This window comes from Variovorax sp. GW458-11-26-14-LB1 (assembly GCF_059423965.1).
Genome location: NZ_JBWKYW010000002.1, coordinates 61,376 through 85,119, shown reverse-complemented (window position 1 = coordinate 85,119; position 23,744 = coordinate 61,376). Strand labels below are relative to the sequence as shown.

Annotated in this window: 19 protein-coding genes; 15 read left to right on the top strand and 4 right to left on the bottom strand. The window is 68.5% G+C overall.

Features of this window, described 5'->3' with window-relative positions:
- Nucleotides 1–13 precede the first annotated feature (13 nt).
- On the bottom strand, nucleotides 14–1,294 hold the full coding sequence (gene hemL / locus AC07YS_RS01795) for a glutamate-1-semialdehyde 2,1-aminomutase (protein WP_495267072.1): 1,281 nt from the start codon (nucleotides 1,292–1,294) through the stop codon (nucleotides 14–16).
- Nucleotides 1,294–2,259, bottom strand: coding sequence for a bifunctional hydroxymethylpyrimidine kinase/phosphomethylpyrimidine kinase (gene thiD / locus AC07YS_RS01790; protein ID WP_062479115.1), 966 nt, complete (start codon nucleotides 2,257–2,259; stop codon nucleotides 1,294–1,296). Before thiD ends, hemL begins: the two co-directional genes overlap by 1 nt.
- A gap of 111 nt (nucleotides 2,260–2,370) precedes the next feature.
- Between thiD and AC07YS_RS01785 the strand changes: the two genes are divergently transcribed.
- From AC07YS_RS01785 to AC07YS_RS01760, 6 genes are all read left to right on the top strand, one after another.
- Nucleotides 2,371–2,541 (top strand): rubredoxin, encoded by a 171-nt coding sequence (locus AC07YS_RS01785; RefSeq protein WP_007838397.1) that lies wholly within the window; start codon nucleotides 2,371–2,373, stop codon nucleotides 2,539–2,541.
- Between the two features lie 81 nt (nucleotides 2,542–2,622).
- Nucleotides 2,623–3,021, top strand: a complete 399-nt coding sequence (locus AC07YS_RS01780; protein ID WP_021012487.1) for a response regulator — start codon at nucleotides 2,623–2,625, stop codon at nucleotides 3,019–3,021.
- Nucleotides 3,021–3,386: a response regulator gene (locus AC07YS_RS01775; protein ID WP_062479114.1), complete on the top strand. Its 366-nt coding sequence runs from the start codon at nucleotides 3,021–3,023 to the stop codon at nucleotides 3,384–3,386. Before AC07YS_RS01780 ends, AC07YS_RS01775 begins: the two co-directional genes overlap by 1 nt.
- A gap of 19 nt (nucleotides 3,387–3,405) precedes the next feature.
- On the top strand, nucleotides 3,406–3,939 hold the full coding sequence (locus AC07YS_RS01770) for a chemotaxis protein CheW (RefSeq protein WP_062479111.1): 534 nt from the start codon (nucleotides 3,406–3,408) through the stop codon (nucleotides 3,937–3,939).
- 42 nt (nucleotides 3,940–3,981) lie between these two features.
- Nucleotides 3,982–6,309, top strand: coding sequence for a methyl-accepting chemotaxis protein (locus tag AC07YS_RS01765; protein ID WP_095948039.1), 2,328 nt, complete (start codon nucleotides 3,982–3,984; stop codon nucleotides 6,307–6,309).
- A 31-nt stretch (nucleotides 6,310–6,340) separates the two neighbouring features.
- Nucleotides 6,341–12,361 carry a hybrid sensor histidine kinase/response regulator gene (locus AC07YS_RS01760; RefSeq protein ID WP_495267073.1) on the top strand — a complete coding sequence of 2,007 codons (6,021 nt, stop codon included), beginning with the start codon at nucleotides 6,341–6,343 and terminating at the stop codon, nucleotides 12,359–12,361.
- 67 nt (nucleotides 12,362–12,428) lie between these two features.
- On the opposite strand, the gene AC07YS_RS01755 is transcribed toward AC07YS_RS01760, so the two are convergent.
- On the bottom strand, nucleotides 12,429–13,931 hold the full coding sequence (locus tag AC07YS_RS01755) for a cryptochrome/photolyase family protein (protein ID WP_495267074.1): 1,503 nt from the start codon (nucleotides 13,929–13,931) through the stop codon (nucleotides 12,429–12,431).
- Here AC07YS_RS01755 and AC07YS_RS01750 point away from each other — a divergent pair, their 5' ends adjacent.
- The 6 genes from AC07YS_RS01750 to AC07YS_RS01725 all read left to right on the top strand — a co-directional run bounded on the left by AC07YS_RS01750 (nucleotide 13,932) and on the right by AC07YS_RS01725 (nucleotide 18,586).
- Nucleotides 13,932–14,531, top strand: a complete 600-nt coding sequence (locus tag AC07YS_RS01750) for a YqgE/AlgH family protein (protein WP_095948042.1) — start codon at nucleotides 13,932–13,934, stop codon at nucleotides 14,529–14,531.
- 61 nt (nucleotides 14,532–14,592) lie between these two features.
- Nucleotides 14,593–15,045 carry a Holliday junction resolvase RuvX gene (gene ruvX / locus AC07YS_RS01745; protein ID WP_495267075.1) on the top strand — a complete coding sequence of 151 codons (453 nt, stop codon included), beginning with the start codon at nucleotides 14,593–14,595 and terminating at the stop codon, nucleotides 15,043–15,045.
- Nucleotides 15,042–15,539 carry a bifunctional pyr operon transcriptional regulator/uracil phosphoribosyltransferase PyrR gene (pyrR, locus tag AC07YS_RS01740; protein ID WP_056577781.1) on the top strand — a complete coding sequence of 166 codons (498 nt, stop codon included), beginning with the start codon at nucleotides 15,042–15,044 and terminating at the stop codon, nucleotides 15,537–15,539. Before ruvX ends, pyrR begins: the two co-directional genes overlap by 4 nt.
- Complete coding sequence (locus AC07YS_RS01735; protein ID WP_056577783.1) at nucleotides 15,539–16,501, top strand: aspartate carbamoyltransferase catalytic subunit; 963 nt, start codon at nucleotides 15,539–15,541, stop codon at nucleotides 16,499–16,501. The genes pyrR and AC07YS_RS01735 overlap by 1 nt, the downstream gene beginning before the upstream one ends.
- Nucleotides 16,498–17,781, top strand: a complete 1,284-nt coding sequence (locus AC07YS_RS01730) for a dihydroorotase (protein ID WP_095746780.1) — start codon at nucleotides 16,498–16,500, stop codon at nucleotides 17,779–17,781. The genes AC07YS_RS01735 and AC07YS_RS01730 overlap by 4 nt, the downstream gene beginning before the upstream one ends.
- 58 nt (nucleotides 17,782–17,839) lie before the next feature.
- The gene (locus AC07YS_RS01725; RefSeq protein WP_493195740.1) at nucleotides 17,840–18,586 is read left to right on the top strand and encodes a lysophospholipid acyltransferase family protein; all 747 of its coding nucleotides are present in this window, start codon (nucleotides 17,840–17,842) and stop codon (nucleotides 18,584–18,586) included.
- Between the two features lie 304 nt (nucleotides 18,587–18,890).
- On the opposite strand, the gene AC07YS_RS01720 is transcribed toward AC07YS_RS01725, so the two are convergent.
- On the bottom strand, nucleotides 18,891–19,688 hold the full coding sequence (locus tag AC07YS_RS01720) for an IclR family transcriptional regulator (RefSeq protein WP_070062752.1): 798 nt from the start codon (nucleotides 19,686–19,688) through the stop codon (nucleotides 18,891–18,893).
- Between the two features lie 191 nt (nucleotides 19,689–19,879).
- On the opposite strand from AC07YS_RS01720, the gene AC07YS_RS01715 reads away from it, so the two are divergent.
- The 3 genes from AC07YS_RS01715 to AC07YS_RS01705 are packed head-to-tail and all read left to right on the top strand — an operon-like array spanning nucleotide 19,880 to nucleotide 23,704.
- Complete coding sequence (locus tag AC07YS_RS01715; RefSeq protein ID WP_487849646.1) at nucleotides 19,880–21,634, top strand: FAD-dependent oxidoreductase; 1,755 nt, start codon at nucleotides 19,880–19,882, stop codon at nucleotides 21,632–21,634.
- A gap of 33 nt (nucleotides 21,635–21,667) precedes the next feature.
- Complete coding sequence (locus AC07YS_RS01710) at nucleotides 21,668–22,444, top strand: SDR family NAD(P)-dependent oxidoreductase (RefSeq protein WP_139704791.1); 777 nt, start codon at nucleotides 21,668–21,670, stop codon at nucleotides 22,442–22,444.
- Nucleotides 22,445–22,504: 60 nt separating this feature from the next.
- On the top strand, nucleotides 22,505–23,704 hold the full coding sequence (locus AC07YS_RS01705; protein WP_062469728.1) for an ABC transporter substrate-binding protein: 1,200 nt from the start codon (nucleotides 22,505–22,507) through the stop codon (nucleotides 23,702–23,704).
- Nucleotides 23,705–23,744 lie beyond the last annotated feature (40 nt).

The window sequence follows — 23,744 nt, the reverse complement described above, 5'->3', positions numbered from 1 at the left end:
GGGAGGGTGCGCGTCAGCGCTTACTGAAGATGTCGCGCGCCGCGGCGATGGTGGCCGCGATGTCGTCCTCGCTGTGCGCGGCGCTCACGAAGCCTGCTTCATAGAGCGCCGGCGCGATGTACACGCCGCGGTCGAGCAGGCCGTGGAACAGCGCATTGAACTGTGCGTTGTCGGTGGTCATCACCGTCGCGTAGTTTTGCGGCAGTTCGTTCATGAGGAAGAAGCCGAACATGCCGCCTTCGCTGTCAGCGTTGAAGGGCTGGCCCTCGGCGGCCGCGGCGGCCTTCAGGCCGTCGACCAGCGTACGGGTCTTCTTGGCCAGCGCTTCGTAGAAGCCGGGCTTCGAGATTTCCTTCAGCGTGGCCAGGCCGCAGGCGGTGGCCACCGGGTTGCCCGACAGCGTGCCGGCCTGGTAGACCGGGCCCAGTGGCGCGAGCTGTTCCATGATGGCGCGCGGGCCGCCGAAGGCCGCCAGCGGCATGCCGCCGCCGATCACCTTGCCGAGCACCGTGAGGTCGGGCGTGATGCCCAGCACGCCTTGCGCGCCATGCAGGCCAACGCGGAAGCCCGTCATCACCTCGTCGAAGATCAGCAGCGCGCCGTGCTGCGTGCACAGCTCGCGGCAGCGCTTCGCGAAGGCCGGCGTGGCGCGCACGAAGTTCATGTTGCCGGCGATCGCCTCGATCATCAGGCAGGCGATGTCCTTGCCGTGCAGCGCGAAGGCTTCTTCGAGTTGCTGCAGGTTGTTGTACTCGAGCACCAGCGTGTGCTGCACCACCTCGGGTGGCACGCCGGCTGAAGTCGGGTTGCCGAAGGTGGCCAGGCCCGAGCCGGCCTTCACGAGCAGCGCATCGGCGTGGCCGTGGTAGCAGCCTTCGAACTTGACGATGGTCTTGCGGCCGGTGGCGCCGCGCGCCAGGCGCAGCGCGCTCATGGCGGCTTCGGTGCCAGAGCTCACGAGGCGCACCATCTCCATCGATGGCACCAGGGCCAGGATGGCTTCGGCCAGTTCGATCTCGCGCTCGGTCGGCGCGCCGTACGAGAAGCCTTCGAGCACGGCCTTCTGCACCGCCTCGACCACCGCGGGGTGGCCATGGCCCAGGATCATCGGACCCCAGGAGCCGATGTAGTCGATGTAGCGCTTGTCGTTGGCGTCCCAGAAATAGGCGCCGTGCGCGCGCTGGATGAAACGGGGCGTGCCGCCGACGGCCTTGAAGGCGCGCACGGGCGAGTTCACGCCGCCGGGGATCACGGCGCGGGCGCGCTCGAAAAGAAGGTCGTTCTGGTCAGTCATCAGTGTCGCGTGTCGTGCGGGGGTAAAGCGAAATCGGGAGGGGTGTCGGGCGCGTCGTCATCGTCTTCGTCGTCCTCGGGCTCGGCCCAGAACAGGCGGTCGGGCAGCACGTGGCCCATGCCGGGGCGAAAGCCCGCGTCGAGGCAGCGGTCCATGTAAGCGAGCGCTTCGGTCGTGGCGGCGACGAGGTCGGTGCCGCTGGCCAGCAGGGCGGCGAGCGCGGCCGAGAGCGTGTCGCCGGCGCCGGCGAAGACGGCTTCGAGCCGTTCGTACTTCTCGCTGGCCAGCACCGACTGCGGCGAGGCCAGCACGTTGTCGATGAACTGGTCGGGCAGCACCATGCCGGTGACCAGGGTGTAGGGCACGCCGAACTCGCCGGCGGCCTTGGCGATGTCGCGCGCGCCGGGCGGGCGCTCGCCGCTCCAGTCGGGCAGCAGCCAGCGCCACAGGGTGCTGTGGTTTCCAACCAACACCGTGGTCTGGGGCAGCACGAGGTCGCGAAAAGCGTCGAGATAGGCCTCGATGAGGTTCTCGTCCCACCACGACAGGTTGGGCATGTAGGCCACCACGGGCACGTCCGGGTAGTCGGCGGCGGTCTCGGCGATGGTGCTCAGCGCCTCGGGGGTGCCGGCAAAGCCCACCTTGATCAGCTGGACCTCGACGTCTTCCAGGATGGCGCGCGCCTGCTCGGCCACGGCCTCTTCCTCGAAGGCGAAGTGGTCGAAGATCTCGGCCGTGTCGCGGGCGTAGGCGCCCGTCACCACCGGCAGGATGTGAGCGCCCACCGATCCCATGGCCAGGGCGTCGGCGCCCAGGCCGCCCGCGCCGCTCGGATCGCTGGCATTGAACACCAGCACGCAGGGGGGATTCAGGTCGCGTTCGCTCAGCGCCTCATCGTCCTGCGAGGGGTCGTTAAGATTGCCCGGTTTGCGGGCGTTCTCGTCTGGATGTAAGTAGATGGTCATACGCCTAGCGAAATCCCCTGGATGGTGGCATAGGCGCGACGTTTACGGTCTGCCAGTGAGATACGCATAGATACACTCGTTGCATTTAATGAACAAGGACTTTAAGCTCCGATGAACACGAAAACTTGGATGTGCCTGATTTGTGGGTGGATCTATGACGAAGCGGTTGGTGTACCGGAAGACGGCATCGCGGCAGGCACGGCCTGGGCCGATGTGCCGATGAACTGGACCTGTCCTGAGTGCGGTGCGCGCAAGGAAGACTTCGAAATGGTTGAGATCTGACAAGCATGGCATAGGGCTACGCGATCTGCGTCGATGTTCGGCGCGGCGGGCATCCAAGTCTCATGAGCAGGAGCGTTTGCAATGGGCCCGAATGGATCTGGTTACAAGGTGCTGGTCATCGATGACAGCAACACCATCCGGCGCAGTGCCGAGATTTTTCTGAAGCAGGGTGGGCACGAGGTTCTTCTCGCGGAAGACGGCTTCGACGCGCTCTCCAAGGTTAACGACCACAAGCCTCACCTGATTTTCTGCGACATCCTGATGCCTCGCCTCGACGGCTATCAGACCTGCGCCATCATCAAGCGCAACGCGCATTTCTCCAATGTCCCGGTCGTCATGCTGTCTTCGAAAGATGGCGTATTCGACAAGGCCCGCGGCCGCATGGTCGGGTCCCAGGACTATCTCACCAAGCCATTCACCAAAGACCAGCTGCTGCAGGCCGTGCAGCAGTTTGGCATTGTTCAACAGGAAGTGCAGTAATGCCCATTCGAAAAATCCTCGTCGTCGACGACTCCAAGACGGAACTGGTGTTCCTGACCGACCTCCTCCAGAAGAACGGTTTCTCCGTGAAGACGGCCGAAAACGCCGACGACGCGATGCGCCGCCTCGAGGAAGACCACCCCGACCTGATCCTCATGGACGTGGTCATGCCCGGCCAGAACGGCTTCCAGCTCACGCGCGCCATCGCTCGCGACCCGAAGTACGCCGCCATCCCGATCATCCTGTGCACCAGCAAGAACCAGGAAACCGATCGTGTCTGGGGCATGCGCCAGGGCGCGCGCGACTACATCGTGAAGCCGGTCAACGCGGCCGATCTGATGTCCAAGATCAGCGCGCTCGCCTGAGCGGGAACCTGCGCACTCCATGGCGAATCGCGACGCGCTGCGCGCCTTCCAGTCCCGGCTTGCGAGCCGCCTCCAGGCCGCGCGCACCACGGGCGTGGCCGCGAGCTGGCTGGCGGTCGAGGCGGGTGAGGGCAAGTACCTCTTTCCGCTGGCGCACGCCGGCGAAATCTTTCCCTGGACGCCGCCCCAGCCCGTGCCCTACACGGAGCCCTGGTTCCTCGGCGTCGCCAACCTGCGCGGCGGCCTGTACGGCGTCGTGCAGCTGTCGGCGTTTGCGTCCGGTGCGCCGGGCGCCCCCGCCGCCACCGAGGCGGCACGCATCCAATCGCGGCTCGTGGCATTCAACGAGCTGCTCGAAGTCAACTGCGCTTTGCTGGTCGATCGACTGGCGGGGTTGCGGGGTGCCGAGGCCTTCACGGCCGCCGACGCTCCGGGCGCAGAGGCCCCGGCCTGGCACGGGCATCTGTACACCGACGCAGCAGGAGAGCGCTGGCAGGAAGTCAACCTGCAGGCGCTTTCGCAGCAACCCCAGTTTTTGAGTATTGGTGCGTAGTGCTTCGGCACATGGCACTGGCAACCACCTGAAGGACCGACCGTGAGCTCGATCGCCGACAAGTTCAAGAAATTACTCCCCGCGACCAACGGGAACGACAAGGCCCGCGTCGACGGCTCCGGTTCGATATCGCTCGACGATGTCGACACGGTTCAGGTTCCGGACGAAAAAACGATCCGCCTCGCCAAGAAGGGCGAGGGGGCATCCGCCGCCACAGCCGACACCGGCTTCGGCGGCATCGACGCGCTGGGCGATCCGGCGTCCGTCGAGGCCGCCAACGCGGCCACGCTCGAAGCGGTTCCGCTGGCCCCCGCCGCGGGCGGCGGCATGGGCGCCAACCCCGCCAAGCAGCAGCGCGTGCTGGCGATCATGCTGGCCATCGTGGTGCTGGCGCTGTTGCTGGTGGCCGGCTCCGCCATCCTTCGCGCGGAACGCCTGGCGCAGCAGGTGGCGGCCACCGGCCAGTCGCTGATGCAGTCGCAGCGCCTGGCCAAGTCGATCTCGCAGGCCCTCGTCGGCAGCGCCTCGGCGTTCGTCGAAGTGAAGGACAGCGCCGACGACCTCTCGCGCCGCGTGCAGGGCCTGACCAACGGCGACGACGCCTTGCGCCTGGAAGCCGTCGGCAACCAGTACGACGAGGAGATGAACAAGATCAACCCGCTGGTCGCCCGCGCCGACACCAGCGCCAAGGCCGTGCTGGCCCAGCGCCAGATCCTGACGCAGGTGGGTGCCGCTCTGCGCGACATCAACCAGCAGTCGTCCACGCTGCTCGAAATGACGGAAACCGTCGCGTCGCTGAAGATGCAGCAGAACGCCACGCTGCCCGAGATCTCGGCCGCCGGCCAGCTCGTGATGCTGACGCAGCGCATCGGCAAGTCGACCAACGAGTTCTTCACGGTCGAGGGTGTGAACCCCGACGCCGTGTTCCTGCTGGGCAAGGACCTGAACACCTTCCAGGAAACCACCCGCGGCCTGCTCGACGGCAACGCGCAGCAGCGCTTCCCCGGCTCGAAAGACCCGCAAACGCGCCAGCAGCTCGAAGCCATTCTGAAGACCTACGAGCAGATGCGCACGCAGGCTTCCGCCATTCTGGGCAACCTGCAAGGCCTGGTGGCCGCGCGCGAAGCGCAGGCGTCCATCCTGACCGACAGCGAGCCGCTGCGTAAGTCGCTGGGCGAACTGCAAGAGAAGCTCTCGGCCCGTACCGGCCTGGGCGCCGGTACCATCGTGCTGCTGTTCGTGCTGTCGCTGGCCGCCCTGGCGCTCGCCGGCGCCATCGGTTTCGTGCAGGTGCGCGAAGGCCGCGAACGTGCCGCCGTCGCCGAACGCGAGCGTCTGGCTGCCGAGCAGGCATCGGAAGAAGCCGGCCGCGTGAACAACGCCAACCAGGCCGCCATTCTTCGCCTGATGAACGAACTGCAAACGGTGGCCGAAGGCGACCTGACGCAGGAAGCGACCGTGACCGAGGACATCACCGGCGCCATCGCCGACTCGGTGAACTACACGGTGGAAGAACTGCGTTTGCTGGTGGGCAACGTGCAGAACACGGCAACCCGCGTGGCGCAGACGACGTCGCAGGTGGAAAACACCTCGACCGAACTGCTCGCCGCCTCGACCGAACAGCTGCGCGAAATTCGCGAAACCGGCCAGTCGGTGCTGACCATGGCCGAGCGAATCAACGGCGTGTCCTCGCAAGCGCAAGAGTCCGCCACGGTGGCGCGCCAGTCGCTGCAAGCCGCATCGTCGGGCCTGCAGGCCGTGCAGAACGCCATCGGCGGTATGAACTCCATCCGCGACCAGATCCAGGAAACCTCCAAGCGGATCAAGCGCCTGGGCGAATCGTCGCAGGAGATTGGCGAAATCACCGAGCTGATCTCGGACATTACCGAACAGACCAACGTGCTGGCCCTGAACGCCGCCATTCAGGCGGCATCCGCCGGTGAAGCCGGCCGAGGCTTCTCGGTGGTGGCGGAAGAAGTTCAGCGACTGGCCGAACGCTCCGCAGACGCCACGCGCCAGATCTCGGCGCTGGTGAAGGCGATTCAGACCGACACGCAGGATGCGGTGGGCGCCATGGAGCGTTCCACGCAGGGTGTGGTCGAAGGGGCGAAGCTGTCCGACAACGCGGGTACCGCGCTGTCCGAGATCGACCGCGTGTCGCGCCGACTCGCTGACCTCATCGAGCAGATTTCGCAGTCCGCCTCCCGCGAAGCCGATTCGGCCAACGTGGTGGCCGCCAACATCCAGCACATTTTTGCGGTGACGGAACAGACCGGAGAAGGCACGCGGACCACGGCCCAGCAGGTGCGCGAGCTCTCGCAGATGGCCGAAGAACTGCGTCGCTCGGTGGCCCGTTTCAAGATCGCGTGACAACAGATAGATAAGAACGGCGAGCAACCACGTGTCGATTCAAACCCCTGCCACGGCCCCCCTCGCCGGCAACATGCCGGCCACCGAAGACCTCGGGCCGCTGGCCTGGGTGCTGGGAGAAATCCAGAAGTCCCTCGACGGTGTCGGCAAGTCGCTGCGGCGTTTCGTGCGCGACGTGGGCAGTGCCACGGAGCCCGAGAGCGGTCCGCTGCAGATGGCCCGCCAGCAACTGCACCAGGCCGTCGGCGCGCTGCAGATGGTCGGCCACAGCTCGCCCGCACTGGTGCTGGGCACCATCGAATTCGCGGTGCAGGGCTTCATTGCCGAACCGCAGCGCTGCACCGAGAGTGCCGTGCACAAGATCGAGCGTGCCGGCTTTGCCGTCACCGATTTCCTCAGCGCACTGCTGGCCGGCAAGGCCGTGTCGTCGGTGGCGCTGTTCCCGCAGTACCGCGACGTGCTGGAGCTGGGCGGCAATGAGCGCGTCCACCCGGCGGACCTGTGGAGCACGGCATGGCGCTGGGTCGAGGTCAAGCCTGCCCTCACGCAGGCCGCACTGGCCTATGATCCGGCCGTGCGTTCGCGGCTCGACCGCGAGGTGCTGCAACTGGTCAAGAGCGGCGACGCGCAGGCCGCGCGACGGCTGCATGCGCTGTGCCTGGGGCTCGGGCGCGGCGCGCTGCTGCCGCGCGTGGCGAGCTTCTGGACGCTGGCCGCCGGCTTCTTCGAAGCCCTCGCGCTGGGCCTGATTCCCGCCGACACCTACGTCAAGCGCGCCGCCTCGCGCGTGCTGCTGCAGTACGCCACGCTGGCGCGCGGCGACAGCGTGGTGTCCGACCGCCTCGGCCAGGACCTGCTCTTCTTCTGCGCCCAGGCCGTGCCCGGCGCGCAGGACGACGCCGCCACGCTGCGCACCGTGCGCAGCGCCTGGGGCGTGACGCAGGAGCCGCGCGTCGACTACACCGTCGTGCAGTTCGGCCGCTTCGACCCGCTGGTGCTCTCGCAGGCGCGCAAGCGCATCGAGACCGCCAAGGAAATGTGGTCGGCGCTCTCGGGCGGCGACATCACGCGCACGCGGCAGGTGGCCGACACCTTCGCGCAGCTCGGCGAATCGCTGCTGAAGCTGCATCCGCCGAGCCAGCCGATGGTGCAGGCGCTGACGCACGCCGTGGACGCCTCGGTGCGTTCCGGCCAGCCGCCCGACACCGAACTGGCGATGGAAGTCGCCACCTCGGTGCTTTACCTCGAAGCCGCGCTCGAAGACCTCGATCCCAGCGACCCGCAGCTCACGGCCCGCACGCTGCAGCTGGCCGGCCGCATCGAACGCGTGCGCGACGGCGGCCGTTCCGAGCCGCTCGAGCCGTGGATGGAGGACCTGTACCGCCGCGTCAGCGACCGCCAGACCATGGGCACCGTGGTCGACGAACTGCGCAGCCACCTGAGCGAACTCGAGAAGTCGCTCGACCAGTATTTCCGCCGCCCGGCCGAAAAGCCGCTGCTGCGCACCGTGCCCACCCAGCTCATGCAGATGCGCGGCGTGTTCTCGGTGCTGGGGCTCGAGCAGGCCGCGCACACCGTGCAACGCATGCGCGACGACGTCGAGCAGATGCTGCAGGTCAACCGCTCGCCCGTCGAGGAAATGGCCACCTTCGACGCGCTCGGCAACAACCTGGGCGCGCTCGGTTTCCTCATCGACATGCTGGGCTACCAGCCCGCACTGGCCAAGCGCCTGTTCGTGTTCGACGCCGAAGCCGGCGAACTCAAGCCGCTGATGGGCCGCCAGGCCATCGATGCCGCGGCCCCGGCCGAAGGCGCTGCCGCGCCGGCCGCCGAGCCCGTGCTCAGCATCGAGGAAGTCGACGCGCAGATCGCCTCCAAGCTCGCCGCGCTGGCCACGCCCAACCGCAAGACCAAGCCGTCGCCGCTGGAGGAATTCAGCCGCAAGGCCGAGAGCTGGACCACCAAGATCACGGGCCCGTCGGCGCTGCCCGACACCGAGGTCACCGAGCTCGAAGAAGACGACCTGCAGAACATCTTCCTGGACGAAGCCCGCGAAGTGGTGGGCAACGGCCTGGCCGCCATCGCCGCGCTCGGCAACCGTCCCGGCGACACCGAAGAACTCACCATCCTGCGCCGTGCGTTCCACACGCTCAAGGGCAGCTCGCGCATGGTCGGCCTCACCGACTTCGGCGACGCCGCCTGGTCGCTCGAACAGGTGCTCAACACCTGGCTGGCCGATCAGCGCGATGCCACGCCCGAGCTGCTGTCGAGCACCGAGCGCATGCTGCGCGATTTCAGCCAGTGGGTCGAAGCCATCGCTGCCGGCGATGCAGGCACCTGGCACTCGGCACCGTTCAGCCGCGTGGCCAATGCGCTGCTGGCCGGCGAGCCCGTGCCCGCACCGGTGCGCGTGGCCGACGCCGAAGCGCTCGCGGTGGCCGCGCGCCACATCGCTGCGGAGCCGGCGCCGCTCGCATTGCCGGAGCTGCCTGAGCTCCCCGACCTGTCGCTGACGCCGCAAGATGTCGCAGCCCCTGACGCCACGTTGGACTTCTCCGACTGGCAGCAGGCGCAAGAAGCGCCACACGCACCAACCAAGCCTGTCACACCCGAGCCCGACGACGATTTCGCCTCCACCGACTTCCTCGACTTCGAAGGCAAGCAGAGCACCGCGCCCGCGCCGCTCGACGTGCTGCCCAGCGGCGACGATTTCGATTTCCTCGCGCCCCCGAAGACGCATGCACCGGCCGAGCCCGCCGTGTCGCACGCCGAACCCGAGCCCGCCCCGGAAATCGAAGCGACGGTGCCGACCGCGTCGGGCCTGCCCGATCTCGAATGGGCGCCCGAGCCGCTGCCGCTGGCTGCTGCTGAGCCTGTCGCCGAGACGGTTGCACCTGTCGAGGTCATCGAAGCGGCCGAAGAACTGCCGGCGCTGGAAGTGCCGGTCGAACTGCAGCCGGAGCCGGAACCTGTGTCGGCGGCCGTCGAAGCCGCCCCCGAGGTCCCTGCTGTCGTCGAAGAGCTGCCTGCCGCCGTCGTGGCCGAGCCGGAACCCGTGTCGGAGCCTGAGCCCGTGCTGGCCGAGGCCATTCCTGAACCCGAGTCTTCCATCGCCCCGAGCGCCGAAGACCAGGTCAAGGTGATCGGCCCGCTGCGCATCGGCATCGCGCTGTACAACGTCTACCTCAACGAAGCCGACGAATGGTCCCGCCAGCTGGCGACCGATGTCGGCGAATGGGCGCTCGAAACCCACGAGCGCCTGCCCGACTCGACCATCGCGCTGGCCCACTCGCTGGCCGGCAGCTCGGCCACCGTCGGCTTCCACAGCCTCTCGGGCATGGCCCGCCTGCTCGAATCGGCGTTGCAGCACCTGCAGATGCAGGGCAGCGGCACGCGCGAACAGGGCGTCGTGCTGGTCGCCGCGGCCGACGAGCTGCGTCGCCTGCTGCACCAGTTCGCCGTCGGCTTCCTGCGTGATCCGTCCGAAGCCACGCTGCAGGCGCTGCGCGAGATCGCCGCCGCACCGATGCCGCCCGAAATCGCCGCGGCCCGCTTCGAGACGCTGCTGCCCAAGCAGGTCGTCGCCAACGACGCCTTTGCCGACGTGGTACTGGACGACAACGAAGACGCCATCGACCTGGCCGATGCGGTGGACGTCGACCTGTTCCCGATCTTCGAGGAAGAGGCCGCCGAACTGATGCCCCAGCTGGGCGAGGCGCTGCGCCAGTGGTCGCACCACCCCGACGACAGCGCGCCGCGCGCCTCGGTGCTGCGCACGCTGCACACGCTCAAGGGCAGTGCCCGGCTGGCCGGCGCCATGCGCCTGGGCGAGCGCGCGCACCGCATGGAGTCCGAGATCGAACTGCTGGGCTCCCAGGGGGCGGAGCGGGCCGACATCGAGAAGCTGCTCACGCGCCTGGACACGCTGCAACACACCTTCGACGCCCTGCGCGCGGCCGACGACGCCGCCCAGGTCGAAGTGGCCCAACTGATCGCCACCGCCAGCCCGACCGCACCCGCCATCCAGCGCGTGCAGGCGGCGCCCGAGGTGCGCGAGTCGGCGAACGACGACCAGGCCGAAGCGGCTTCCGCCGAATCCGCCGTGGAAGCCCCGTCGTCCCTGCTGCCGCGCCCCGCGCCGGCCCTGCTCGCGCCGCTGCGTGCAGCGTCGGGCCAGGCGGTGCGCATCCGCACCCAGCTGCTCGACCGCCTGGTCGCGCAGACCGGCGAGGTCATCATCACGCGTTCGCGCCTCGAGGCCGAACTCGGCCAGCTGCGCGGCTCGCTCGCCGACCTCACGGGCAACCTCGACCGCCTGCGCCAGCAGCTGCGCGACATCGAGGTGCAGGCCGAAAGCCAGATGCAGTCGCGCCTGGCACAGGCCAAGGACTCGCAGCAGAGCTTCGACCCGCTCGAGTTCGACCGCTTCACCCGCGTGCAGGAACTCACGCGCATGATGGCCGAGTCGGTGAACGACGTGGCCACCGTGCAGCGCACCTTGCAAAAGACCGTGCAGGCCACGGAAGACGACCTGAGCGTGCAGGCACGCCAGACGCGCGAACTGCAGCGCGGCCTGCTGCGCACGCGCATGGTGGAGTTCGAAGGCATCTCCGACCGCCTGTACCGCGTGGTGCGCCAGGCCTCGAAGGACACCGGCAAGCAGGTGCGCCTGGACATCGTCGGCGGCTCCATCGAAATGGACCGCGGCGTGCTCGACCGCATGACGCCCGCCTTCGAGCACCTGCTGCGCAACTGCGTGGCGCACGGCATCGAGGACGTGGCGGCGCGCGAGAAGGCCGGCAAGGACGCCAGCGGCCTCATCGTCATCGACCTGCACCACGAAGGCAACGACGTGTCGGTGAGCTTCCGCGACGACGGCGCCGGCCTCGACCAGAAGCGCATCGCCGAACGCGCTCGCGCCCTCGGCCTGCTCGGCCCCGACCAGGACCTGTCGCCCGAAGAAGCCACCGAGCTGATCTTCAAGCCCGGCTTCTCGACGGCAGGGCAGGTGTCCGAACTGGCCGGCCGCGGCATCGGCATGGACGTGGTGCGCGCGCAGATCGCCGCGCTCGGCGGCCGCATCGAAACGCACAGCACGCCGGGCCAGGGCACGACCTTCAAGCTGGTGCTGCCGCTGACCACCGCCGTGACGCACGTGGTGATGCTGCGTGCGGGCGAGGTGTCGATCGGCGTGCCGTCGAACCTCGTGGAACTCGTGCAGCGCGTGAGCGGTGCCGACCTCGAGGCCGCCTACCTGAACCACAGCTTTGCCTTCGGCAGCGAGCAGGTGCCGTTCTACTGGGCCGGCGCGCTGCTGCAGCATTCCATCCGCAGCGAGCACGCCGCCACCAAGAACAACACGCTGGTGATCGTGCGAAGCGCGGCGCAGCGCGTCGCCCTGCACGTGGACGAAGTGCTGGGCAACCAGGAAGTCGTGGTGAAGAACCTCGGCCCGCAGCTCGCGCGGCTGCCCGGCCTGGCCGGCATCTCGGTGCTGGCTTCGGGCGCGGTGGCACTCATCTACAACCCGGTGGCGCTGGCCGCGGTGCACGGCGACCAGGCGCGTGCGCGCCAGACCGCCGCGCTGGCCGCGCCGACGCATGCCGCTTCGGTGGACACCGGCGCGCCGCAGACGCCGGCCGCCTTTGCCCCGGTGGTGCCGCAGATCCCGCTCGTGCTGGTGGTGGACGACTCCATCACCGTGCGCCGCGTCACGCAGCGCCTGCTGCAGCGCGAAGGCTATCGCGTGTCGCTTGCGGCCGACGGCCTGCAGGCGCTGGAGCGGCTGCAGCAGGAGCGCCCGGCCGTGGTGCTGTCGGACATCGAGATGCCGCGCATGGACGGCTTCGACCTGGCCCGCAACATCCGCGCCGACGTGGCCCTGGCCGAGCTGCCGATCATCATGATCACCTCGCGCATCGCCGAGAAGCACCGCGAGTACGCCCGCGACCTGGGCGTGAACCACTACCTGGGCAAGCCGTACTCGGAAGAGGAACTGCTGCGCCTGGTGCGTGCGTACACGAGCGAGCCGGCCGCGTTGGCGGTGGCCTGATCGGCCTCGGCGGCGCCGGCAATCGGCGCGCAAAAGAAAAGGGCCCTTGGGGCCCTTTTTTCTTGGCTTACGGCTTTTGCAGGGCCTTGGCCCGCGCCGCCGCATAGCGCTGCATCGTCTTCTCCCGCGCCTCCGCGTGGTCCACCACCGGCTTCGGGTAGTTCTCGCCCAGCCTGACGCCCGCTGCCTCCAGCTCGACCGGCGAGGCCATCCATGGCGCATGGATCGCCACGTTCGACAGCCCCGCGAGCTGCGGCAGGTAGCGGCGGATGAACTTGCCTTCGGGGTCGAAGCGTTCGCTCTGCGTCACCGGGTTGAAGATGCGGAAGTAGGGCTGGGCGTCGCAGCCGGTCGAACTGGCCCACTGCCAGCCGCCGTTGTTCGAGGCCAGTTCGAAGTCGTTCAGGTGCAGCGCGAAGTAACGCTCGCCGCGCCGCCAGTCCAGCCCCAGGTCCTTGCACAGGAAGCTCGCCACCACCATGCGCAGCCGGTTGTGCATGTAGCCGCTTTGGCGGATCTGCAGCATCGCCGCATCGACCAGCGGATAGCCGGTGCGGCCCTCGCACCAGGCGTCGAACAGCTGGTCGGCGTGCTTGCCGTGGTGCCAGGCGATCTTGTCGTACTCGGGGCGGAAGCTCTTCGACTCGCCGTTGGCGTGCACGTGCGGAAAGTGCGCCAGGATCTGGAAGTAGAAATCGCGCCAGACCAGCTCGCTGAGCCAGGTCGCGGCCCCGGTGTTGCCCTGCAGCGCCAGCTGGTGCGCCACGCTGGCCAGCTGGCGGATCGACACCGTGCCGAAGCGCAGGTGCACGCCCATGTAGCTGGGCCCGCGCACGGCGGGGAAGTTGCGCGCCTCGTCGTAGCGGTCGATGCGCTCGAAGAAGTCCTCGAACAGCGCGCCCGCGCCGCGCGTGCCGGTGGGAATCTCCAGCGTCTGGAGGTTGGTGCTCTCGAAGCCGATCTCGCCCAGCGTGGGCACCGGCCCGTCCAGGGCCGGGGGTGGCGGGGCGAGCGCGTCGGCGTGGCTGCGCACCGGGTACGGCTTCAGGAAGAACGAATCCACCTTCGCCAGCCAGGCCCGCTTGTACGGCGTGAACACCGTGTAGGGCAGGCCGGCCTTGGTCATGACCTCGTCGCGGTCGAAGACCGTGCTGTCCTTGAAGGTGTGGAAGCTGATGCCCGTGTTGGCCAGCGCGCCGAGCACGCGGGCGTCGCGCGCCAGGGCGTCGGGCTCGTCGTCGCGGTTGGCGAACACCGCCTGCACGTCGAGCGTATGGGCCAGCGCCGGGATCTCCTCGGCGGCCACCGCGTGCCGCACGATGAGCCCGCTGCCCAGGCCGCGCAGCTCGGCTTCGAGCTCCACCAGCGATTCGCGGATGAATTCGACCCGCCGGTCCGCGTGGGGCAGGGCGTCCAGGATCGTCCGGTCGAACACGAAAACGCAGACCACCTGCCGGCAGGCCCGCAGCGCCCGGTACAGCGCCGCGTTGTCGTCCACCCGCAGGTCCCGGCGAAACCACATGAGCCCTTTGGGATAGGTCTTGTCGACGGCCAGTAAAATCGGGGGCATATGGCTGCCGATTCTGCCCCGATGAACCTGACGCATCACTTTCTGATCGCGATGCCGGGGATGGAAGACAAAACTTTCAACCGCAGCGTCGTTTACCTCTGCGAACACAGCGAGCGCGGTGCGCTCGGGCTGGTGATCAACAAACCCAGCGACATCAACCTCAAGGTGCTGTTCGAGAAGATCGAGCTGCACCTGGCCCGCCCCGAGCTGGGCGACGCCCCCGTTTTTCAGGGCGGCCCGGTGCAGACCGAGCGCGGCTTCGTGCTGCACGAGCCGGTGTTCACCCAGGCCGAGAAGCCCGAGGAATCGGTCTACGCCTCGACCATGACCATCCCCGGCGGGCTCGAAATGACCACCTCCAAGGACGTGCTGGAGGCCCTGGCCACCGGCGCCGGCCCGCGCAAGGTGCTGGTCTCGCTGGGCTATTCGGCCTGGGGCGAGGGCCAGCTGGAGTCCGAACTGGCCGAGAACAGCTGGCTCACGGTGCTGGCCGACCCGGCGGTGATCTTCGACACGCCGGTGGAAAAACGCTACGACAAGGCGTTGATGCTGCTGGGGCTCGAGGCTTGGACCTTGTCTCCCGACGCGGGCCACGCATGAGCGCCGCGCCGGGCCGCCCCAAGCAAGCTCGCACCGCAGTGCGAAGCACGCAGGTTTACCAATGAGCGACGTCATGTCCGACGCGCCCGCATCCGCTCCTGCTCCCGTCCCCGCCGCTATTCCCGCGCATTTCCAGAGCTTCCTGGCCTTCGACTTCGGCGCCAAGCGCACCGGGGTGGCCAGCGGCAACCGGCTGCTGCGCACGGCGACCCCGCAGGCCACCATCAAGGCCGAGGGCGCCGACGCCCGCTTTGCCCAGGTCGAGGCGCGCATCAAGGAATGGCAGCCCGACGCGCTGGTGGTCGGCGTGCCCTACCACCCCGACGGCGCCCCGCACGAGAACACCCGCCGCGCGCAGAAGTTCGCGCGCCAGCTGCGCGGCCGTTTCAATCTCCAGGTGTTCGAGGTCGACGAGCGCTACAGCACCACCGAGGCGCTGGCCTCCGGCGCCCGCGATGCCGACGCAGCGTCGGCCTGCATCATCCTGGAACAGTTTTTGAGGAGTCTCCCGTGAGTTCAATCCCCGATGCCGAAGCGCTCTACACGACGCTGCTGTCCGGCGTGAAGGCGCTGATGCGCCCCGAGACGAAACTGGTGGGCATCACCTCCGGCGGCGCCTGGCTGGTCGAGCGCCTGCAAAAAGACCTGGGCCTGGCCGGCGCCCCCGGCGTCATCTCGTCGGCCATGCACCGCGACGACTTCGCGCGCCGCGGCCTCTCGGCCAGCGCGCAGACCGCGCTGCCCTTCGACGTGAACGGCGCCGACGTGCTGCTGCTCGACGACGTGCTCTACACGGGCCGCACCATCCGCGCCGTGCTCAACGAGCTGTTCGACTTCGGCCGTCCCGCCTGCGTGCGCCTCGCCGTGCTGGTCGACCGCGGCGGTCGCGAACTGCCCGTGGCCGCCGACTTCGCGGCAACGACGCTCAAGCTGCCCGACACCCAACTGCTCGCTCTCGCACGCGCCGACGACGGCGCCTTCAGCCTCAAGGTGGAGGACAACAAGTAATGCTCTACAAGCGAAACCCGCAGCTCAACAAGAATGGCGAGCTGATCCACCTGCTGTCGATCGAGGGCCTGCCCAAGGACATCGTCACGCACATCCTCGACACGGCCGCCAACTTCACCAGCGTGAGCGACCGTGAGGTGAAGAAGGTGCCGCTGCTGCGCGGCAAGAGCGTGTTCAACCTGTTCTTCGAAAACAGCACGCGCACGCGCACCACCTTCGAGATCGCGGCCAAGCGCCTGAGTGCCGACGTCATCAACCTGGACATCGCGCGTTCCTCGGCCACCAAGGGCGAGTCGCTGCTGGACACCATCGCCAACCTGAGCGCCATGGCCGCCGACCTGTTCGTGGTGCGCCACAGCGAGTCGGGCGCGCCGTACCTGATCGCGCAGCACGTCGCGCCGCACGTGCACGTGGTGAACGCCGGCGACGGCCGCCACGCGCACCCGACGCAGGGGCTGCTCGACATGTACACGATCCGCCACTACAAGAAAGACTTCTCGAACCTCACGGTCGCGATCGTCGGCGACGTGCTGCACTCGCGCGTGGCGCGCTCCGACATCCACGCGCTCACCACGCTCGGCTGCGCCGAAGTGCGCGTGGTCGGCCCGAAGACGCTGGTGCCCGCCGACATGGCCGGCATGGGCGTGCGCGTGTGCCACACGCTCGAAGAAGGCATCAAGGACTGCGACGTCGTCATCATGCTGCGCCTGCAGAACGAGCGCATGAGCGGCGCGCTGCTGCCCTCGTCGCAGGAGTTCTTCAAGACCTTCGGCCTCACGCAGGAGAAGCTGCAGCTGGCCAAGCCCGACGCCATCGTGATGCACCCGGGCCCGATCAACCGCGGCGTGGAGATCGACTCCGCCGTGGTCGATGGCAAGCAGAGCGTGATCCTTCCGCAGGTCACTTTCGGCATCGCGGTCCGCATGGCCGTGATGAGCATCGTGGCAGGTAACGAAGCATGAACATCCTCATCACCAACGGCCGCGTGGTCGACCCCGCCTCGGGCACCGACAAGCCCACCGACATCGCCATCGCCGACGGCAAGATCGCCGGCATCGGGCGCGCGCCGGCGGGCTTCAAGCCCGAGCGCACCCTCGACGCCACGGGCTGCATCGTCACCCCCGGCCTCGTCGACCTCGCCGCGCGCCTGCGCGAGCCGGGCTACGAGCACGAAGGCATGCTCGAAAGCGAAATGGCCGCGGCCATCGCGGGTGGCGTGACCAGCCTCGTGTGCCCGCCCGACACCGACCCCGTGCTCGACGAGCCCGGCCTGGTCGAGATGCTCAAGTTCCGCGCCGAAAAGCTGCAGTGCGCGCGCCTGTTCCCGCTCGGTGCGCTCACGCGCAACCTGGCCGGCGGCGTGCTCACCGAGATGGCCGAGCTCACCGAGGCCGGCTGCATCGGCTTCGGCCAGGCCGACGTGCCGCTGGCCGACACGCAGGTGCTGCAGCGCGCGCTGTCGTACGCCAGCACCTTCGGCTACACCGTGTGGCTGCGTCCGCAGGACCGCGACCTCGGCAAGGGCGTGGCCGCCAGCGGCGCGCTCGCCACGCGCCTGGGCCTGGGCGGCGTGCCGGTGGCGGCCGAGACGATCGCCATCTTCACCATCATCGAGCTCATGAAGAGCACCGGCGCGCGCGTGCACCTGTGCCGCATCTCCAGCGCCCGCGGCGTGGCGCTGGTGCGCGAGGCCAAGGCGCAGGGCCTGCCGATCACCTGCGACGTCAGCATCAACTCGCTGCACCTGGCCGACACCGACATCGGCTTCTTCGACAGCCGCGCGCGCCTGAACCCGCCGCTGCGCCAGCAGGGCGACCGCGACGCGCTCTCGGCCGCGCTGGCCGACGGCACCATCGACGCGCTGGTGTCCGACCACACGCCGGTCGAGGCAGACGCCAAGACCCTGCCTTTTGCCGAAGCCGAACCCGGCGCCACCGGCCTCGAACTGCTGCTGCCGCTCGCGCTGCAGTGGGGCGAGCGCAGCGGCGCGGGCCTGGCGCGCGCCATCGAGGTGGTCACCTCGGCGCCGGCGCGCCTGCTGAACGCGGCCGACGCGGCCAGCGGCATCGGCCGCATCGCCGAGGGCGGCGTGGCCGACCTGTGCATCGCCGATCCGTCGCTCGAATGGCAGGTGGTGCCCGAGGCGCTGCGCAGCCAGGGCAAGCACACGCCGTTCTCCAGCTACCCGATGCAAGGGCGCGCGCGCCACACGCTGGTGGCCGGTCGCGTCGTGCACGGCTGAGCGACAGTCGCCCGCCACACCGCACGCCGTCAAAAAGAAGAAGAGGGCCCGCGTCCAGATGCTGCACTCGTTGAAGGCCGGCTGGCGCCTGCTGCATGCGGCCTCGCATGCGCTGTCGGGCTGGTGGACGATCCGCTTCACCTTCCCCCGCCTGCCGCAGGACGAGCGCAACGCGCGCGTGCAGGCCTGGTCGGCGCGCATGCTGCAGATCATGGGCGTCACGCTGCGCGTGCAGGGCGAGCCGCCTGCGCACGGGCCGGCGCTGCTCATCTGCAACCACCTCTCGTGGCTCGACATCACCGCCATCCATGCGGCGCGCCATGTGCGCTTCGTGTCGAAGTCGGACGTCAAGCAGTGGCCGGTGATCGGCACGCTCTCCACCGGCTCGGGCACGCTCTACATCGAGCGCGAACGCCGGCGCGACGCCATGCGCGTGGTGCACCACATGACCGAGGCGCTGCGCGGCGGCGACCTGATCGGCGTGTTCCCCGAAGGCACCACGAGCGACGGGCGCGGGCTGCTGCCGTTCCACGCCAACCTGTTGCAGGCCGCGATTTCCTCGGGTGCGCCGGTGATTCCGGCCGCGCTGCGCTTTGCCGACGCCGCCACCGGCGAGACCAGCCAGGCGCCGCGCTACATCGACGATGACAGCCTGCTGGCTTCGGTGTGGAACACGCTGCGCGCGCCGCCGCTGCTGGCCATCGTGCGCTTCGGCGAGCCGCAGCCTTCGTACAGCCGCGAACGCCGCAGCTGGGCGCATTCGCTGCATGAAGACGTGCAGCAGCTGCGCCGCGATACCCACTGAGCGGCACTGACCGGATCTATCCGCAAAAAAAGCGCCCCGGGAGGGGCGCTGTAACGACGCAAGAAGCGCCGTGAGGAGGAAGCGGGATCGTTCGCCGTGGCGCGTGGCCGGTCAGAGAATGCCGAACACCTTCAGCCCGATGATCACGATCAGCGGGACGCCGCAGAGCCAAAGGATGATGCTTTTCATGACCGGTCTCCGTGAGGTAGGTAGGCCTCTACGGTGGCCGCGTCTGCGGCCCGCGCGTGCGGGATAAGGCAAACCAAGCGCGTGAGCGCCTGCCTACACGGCACGGGCCGGCGGTTCAGCCCGCTTCGTCGGTGGGCACGAAGCCCAGGCGGCGCGAGATTTCGAGTGCGCAGGCCTTCAGCGGCACGGCCACGCGGCCGTTCCAGTCGCTGTCGAAGGTGGCCTCGGGGCCCATGGCCGTGATGCCCAGCACCAGGTTGTTGGTCGAGTCGAACACCGGCGCGCAGAAGGCGTCGATGCCCGGAATCGGCTGGCCCAGCGTGCGCGAGATGCCGTGCAACCGCGTCTCGACCAGCAGCGCCTCGATCTGCGACTTCGACAGCTCTTCGCTGGCGCCGCGCCCGTCGGCCGGGCGCGTGCGCGCCAGGTCTTCGAGCATCATCTTTTCCACCACCTTCGGCGGCAGGTAGGCCGCGAACAGCCGGCCCGTGGCCGTGTAGGCCAGCGACATCACGGTGCCGGTGCGCAGGTTCACGTGCAGCGGGTGGATCGGTTCTTCCAGCCGCACCACGGTCGGCCCGAAGTTGCCCCAGACCGCGACCGCGATGCTCTGTTCGGTCTCCGACGCGAGCGCTTCGATGAGGGGCGAGGCTTCCTTGATCGGGTCGAGCCGCTGCAGCTTGGCCAGGCCCAGCTGCAAGGCCAGCGGGCCCAGCTCGTAGCGGCCGGTGCCGTCCTGCACCACGAAGCCGACCTTCAGAAAACTCACCAGGTAGGGGTGCGCCTTGCCGACCGGCACGCCGGCGGCCTTGCCGAGATCGCGCAGCGCCATGGGCGCCACGTGCCGGCCGAGCGCGACCAGCAATTGCGTTCCGATTTCGACGGATTGAATGCCACGTCTTGGCTTTTCCATGGGGCGCCCGGCGTGGGGGTTGAGAGTGGGAGCGAGTATAGCCATCAGGGTTTCTACTGATATTGTCGTGTTCAATCGACGATGACTGATCATCTGATAGTAACTAAACGACTTGACCATATCAACATCGCTGCCTACACTCCGCCGCAACTTAAGTCGTACACACAACACGAGAGCGAACAGAGGCAGAGATGGAACAGAACACGTGGGAATGCGATGTCCTCGTCGTCGGCAGCGGCGCATCGGGCATGGCCACCGCCGTCACGGCGGCGTCGCAGGGTTTGAAGGTGCTGGTGGTCGAGAAAGAGCCGCGCTTCGGCGGCACCACCGCGCGCTCGGGCGGCTGGCTGTGGATTCCGGGCACGCGCCTGGCCACGGAGCAGGGCATCCATGAGCCGCCCGGCGCGGCGCTCGACTACATGAAGCACGAGACCACGACGCACTTTGACGCGGCGCGCGTGGGCGCCTTCCTCGACATGGGCCCGAAGGCCATCGACTTCTTCACGCGCCAGACCTGCGTGCAGTTCGACATGCCGGCCGTCTTCCCCGACTACCACGCCGAAGCGCCCGGCGGCCAGCCCGGCGGGCGTTCGATGGTCACGCGCCCGTTCGACGGCCGCGAGCTCGGTGCGCGCATCAAGCACCTGGCGCCGCCGCTGCCCGAGCTCACGGTGTTCGGGATGATGTTGGGCTCGGGCCCCGAGATCAAACACTTCATGCGGGCCTTCAAGTCGCCGACCTCGTTCTGGTACGTGACCAAGCGCCTGACCCGCCACTTCCTGGACGTGGTGCGCCACGGCCGCGGCATGACGCTGACCAACGGCAACGCGCTGGCCGGCCGCCTGGCCAAGGCCGCGATGGACCTGGACATTCCCGTGTGGCTCTCGTCGCCCGTGAAGAAACTCGTGGTCGAGTACGACGGCGTCTCGGGCGCCGTGGTGCAGCACGAAGGCAAGACGGTGCGCATCACCGCCAAGCGCGGCGTGGTGCTGGCCTGCGGCGGTTTCCCCTACGACGTGGAGCGCCGCAAGCAGCTGTTCCCGCACGCACCCACCGGCAAGGAACACTACTCGCCGTCGCCTTCCACGAACACCGGCGACGGCCTGCGCCTGGCTGAAGCGGTGGGCGGCCGCGTCGACGGCACCATTCCGCACGCCGCGGCCTGGGTGCCGGCCTCGGTCACCACGCGGCCCGACGGCAGCAAGGGTGTCATGCCGCACTTCATCGACCGCGCCAAGCCCGGCGTGATCGCGGTCACGCCCAAGGGCAAGCGCTTCGCCAACGAAGGCAACTCGTACCACGACTTCGTGCAGGCGATGGTCAAGGCCTGCGAAGGCGAGCCCGAGGTCACGGCCTGGCTGCTGTGCGACCACAAGGCGCTGCGCGACTACGGCCTGGGCTGCGTCGCGCCTGCGCCGCTGCCCATCGGTCGCCACCTGAAGACCGGCTACCTCAAGCGCGGCGCGAGCATCGGCGAGCTGGCGAAAGAAATCGGCATCGCCCCCGCCGTGCTGGAAGCCACCGTGCAGGAGTTCAACCAGGGCGCGCGCACCGGCGACGACCCCGCCTTCGGCAAGGGCAGCAAGGCCTACAACCGCTACCAGGGCGACGCCAACGTCACGCCCAACCCCTGCGTCGCGCCGCTGGAGCACGGCCCGTACTACGCCATCAAGCTGGTCATCGGCGACATCGGCACCTTCGCCGGCCTCGTCACCGACGAGAAGACGCGCGTGCTCGACGCCGACCGCCAGCCGATCAAGGGCCTGTACGCCGTCGGCAACGACGCGGCCAGCGTGATGGGCGGCAACTACCCCGGCGCGGGCATCACGCTCGGCCCGGCGCTCACCTTCGGCTATGTCGCGGGCCTGCAGGTCGCGCAGGCCGAAGCCGCCGCGCCCCTGCACGTCGAACAGCGCGAAGCCGTGGCCGTGCCGCGCGGCGCCTGACCCCGTTCCGATAGTCAACCCAAGGAGCCGACCATGCCCTTTCCTCCTCACGTCGCACCGCGCCTGCTCGAAGGCCGCCTCGCGCTGATCACCGGTGCCGGCCAGGGCAACGGCCGTGCGCTCGCGCTCGGCCTGGCCCAGGCGGGCGCGCGCGTCGTCGTCACCGACATGAACGAAGCCACCGTGGCCGAGACCGCGCAGCTGGTGCGCAACGAAGGCGGCGAGGCCTGGTCGTTCGTGCTCGACGTCACCGCGCCCGAGGCCTGCCAGGCGCTGGCCGCGCGCGTGGCGCAAGAGGTCGGCCACGTCGACCTGCTGGTGAACAACGCCGGCATCATCATCCGCGAGACCACCAGCAGCCCGAACGCCGCGGCCAACTGGAAGAAGACCATCGACGTGAACGTGCACGGCACCTTCAACACCACGCTGGCCTTCATCCCCGTGCTCAAGCAGACGAAGGGCTCGATCATCAACATCGCCTCCATCGCCGCCTACGCGGGGCAGGCCGCGAGCCTGGGCTACTCGCCCTCGAAGGGCGCCATCAAGATGCTCACGCAGTCGCTGGCGCAGGAGCTCGCGCCGGCCGGCGTGCGCGTGAACGCACTGGCCCCCGGCGTGATCGAGACGCCCATGACCGCCGCCACGCGCGAGAACCCGCAGCGCCTCGAGTCGTTCATGACGCGCATCCCGCTGGGCCGCGTCGGCCAGACCGAAGACCTGGTGGGCCCGGTGATCTTCCTGGCCAGCGACATGTCGCGCTACGTCACCGGCATCACGCTGCCGGTGGACGGCGGCTTCCTCGCCGTCTGAGCCACGCCCCTTCCTTTTCGATTTCCCGTTCCCCGTCCGTCAACCCTTAGGAGACAAAGAATGAAAACGATCCGTCTGTACAAGACCCTGCTCGCGACCGCCGCCTTCGCTGCGTTCTCGGCAGGCGCCTACGCGCAAGACATCAAGCTCGGCTACAACGGCGACCTCTCGGCCTCGCCTTCGGCGCAGAGCGGCCAGGCCGCGGTGCTGGGCATGGAAGCAGCCATTGCCGACCTGAACGCCGCCGGCGGCGCGCTCGGACGGAAGTTCACGCTGGTCACGCGCGACGACGTCTCGGCGCCGCCGAAGTCGATCCAGAACATGAGCGACCTGGTCGACAACGAGAAGGTCGTCGCCGTGTTCGGCCCCACCAACTCGGGCAACGCCATGGCCTGGAAGCACATCGCCAACCAGAAGAAGATTCCGGTGCTGGGCAACGTGGGCTCGGGCACCGACATCACCAAGCCGATGAGCGCCGGCGCCGACAACTACATGTTCCGCGTCTCGATGGTCGACCGCGAGCAGGTCGCCGCGCTCATGGCCTACGTGAAGCGCAACACGGCCGGCTCCAAGGTCGTGGGCCTCATGGCAGAGACCACCGGCTATGGCCAGGGCGGCCTGAAGGACATGGAAGAAATCGCCAAGCTGCAGGACATCAAGATCGCGGCCACCGAGCGCTTCGGCGTCGGCGACACCGACATGACCTCGCAGCTGTCCAAGATGAAGGCCGCCAACGTCGACACCGTGGTGGTGTGGGCGCAGGGCACGCCCATCGCGCAGCTGGTGCGCAGCATGGAGAAGATCAACTACTTCCCGCTGACGCTCACCTCGTGGGCGGCCGACAACATCACCTTCTATGACGCGGCCGGCAAGGCGCTGGCCGAGAAGCCGATCTTCATGCGCACCGTGAGCGAGACGCGCACGCCCGTGCAGCAGAAGCTGTTCGACCGCATCGGCAGCAAGCTGAAGGCACCGGGCTCGTTCTCGTTCGCGCTGCATGGCTATGACTCGGTGCTGCTGCTGGCCCAGGCCATGAAGCAGGCCAACAGCACCGACGGCGCCGCCGTGCGCGCCGCGCTCGAAGACCTGAAGACGCCGGTGCAGGGCGTGCTCAAGACCTACGAGAAGCCCTTCAGCAAGACCAACCACGAAGCCCTGACGGCCAAGGACCTGGTCTGGATCCGCTGGAAGGACGGCAAGCTGCTGCCCTACAGCGACGCGCTGATCGGTGCGCTCAAGCCGGCCGACTTCAAGCAATAAACGTCTGAGACACAAAAGGAACGGGGCGCCGCCCCGTTCC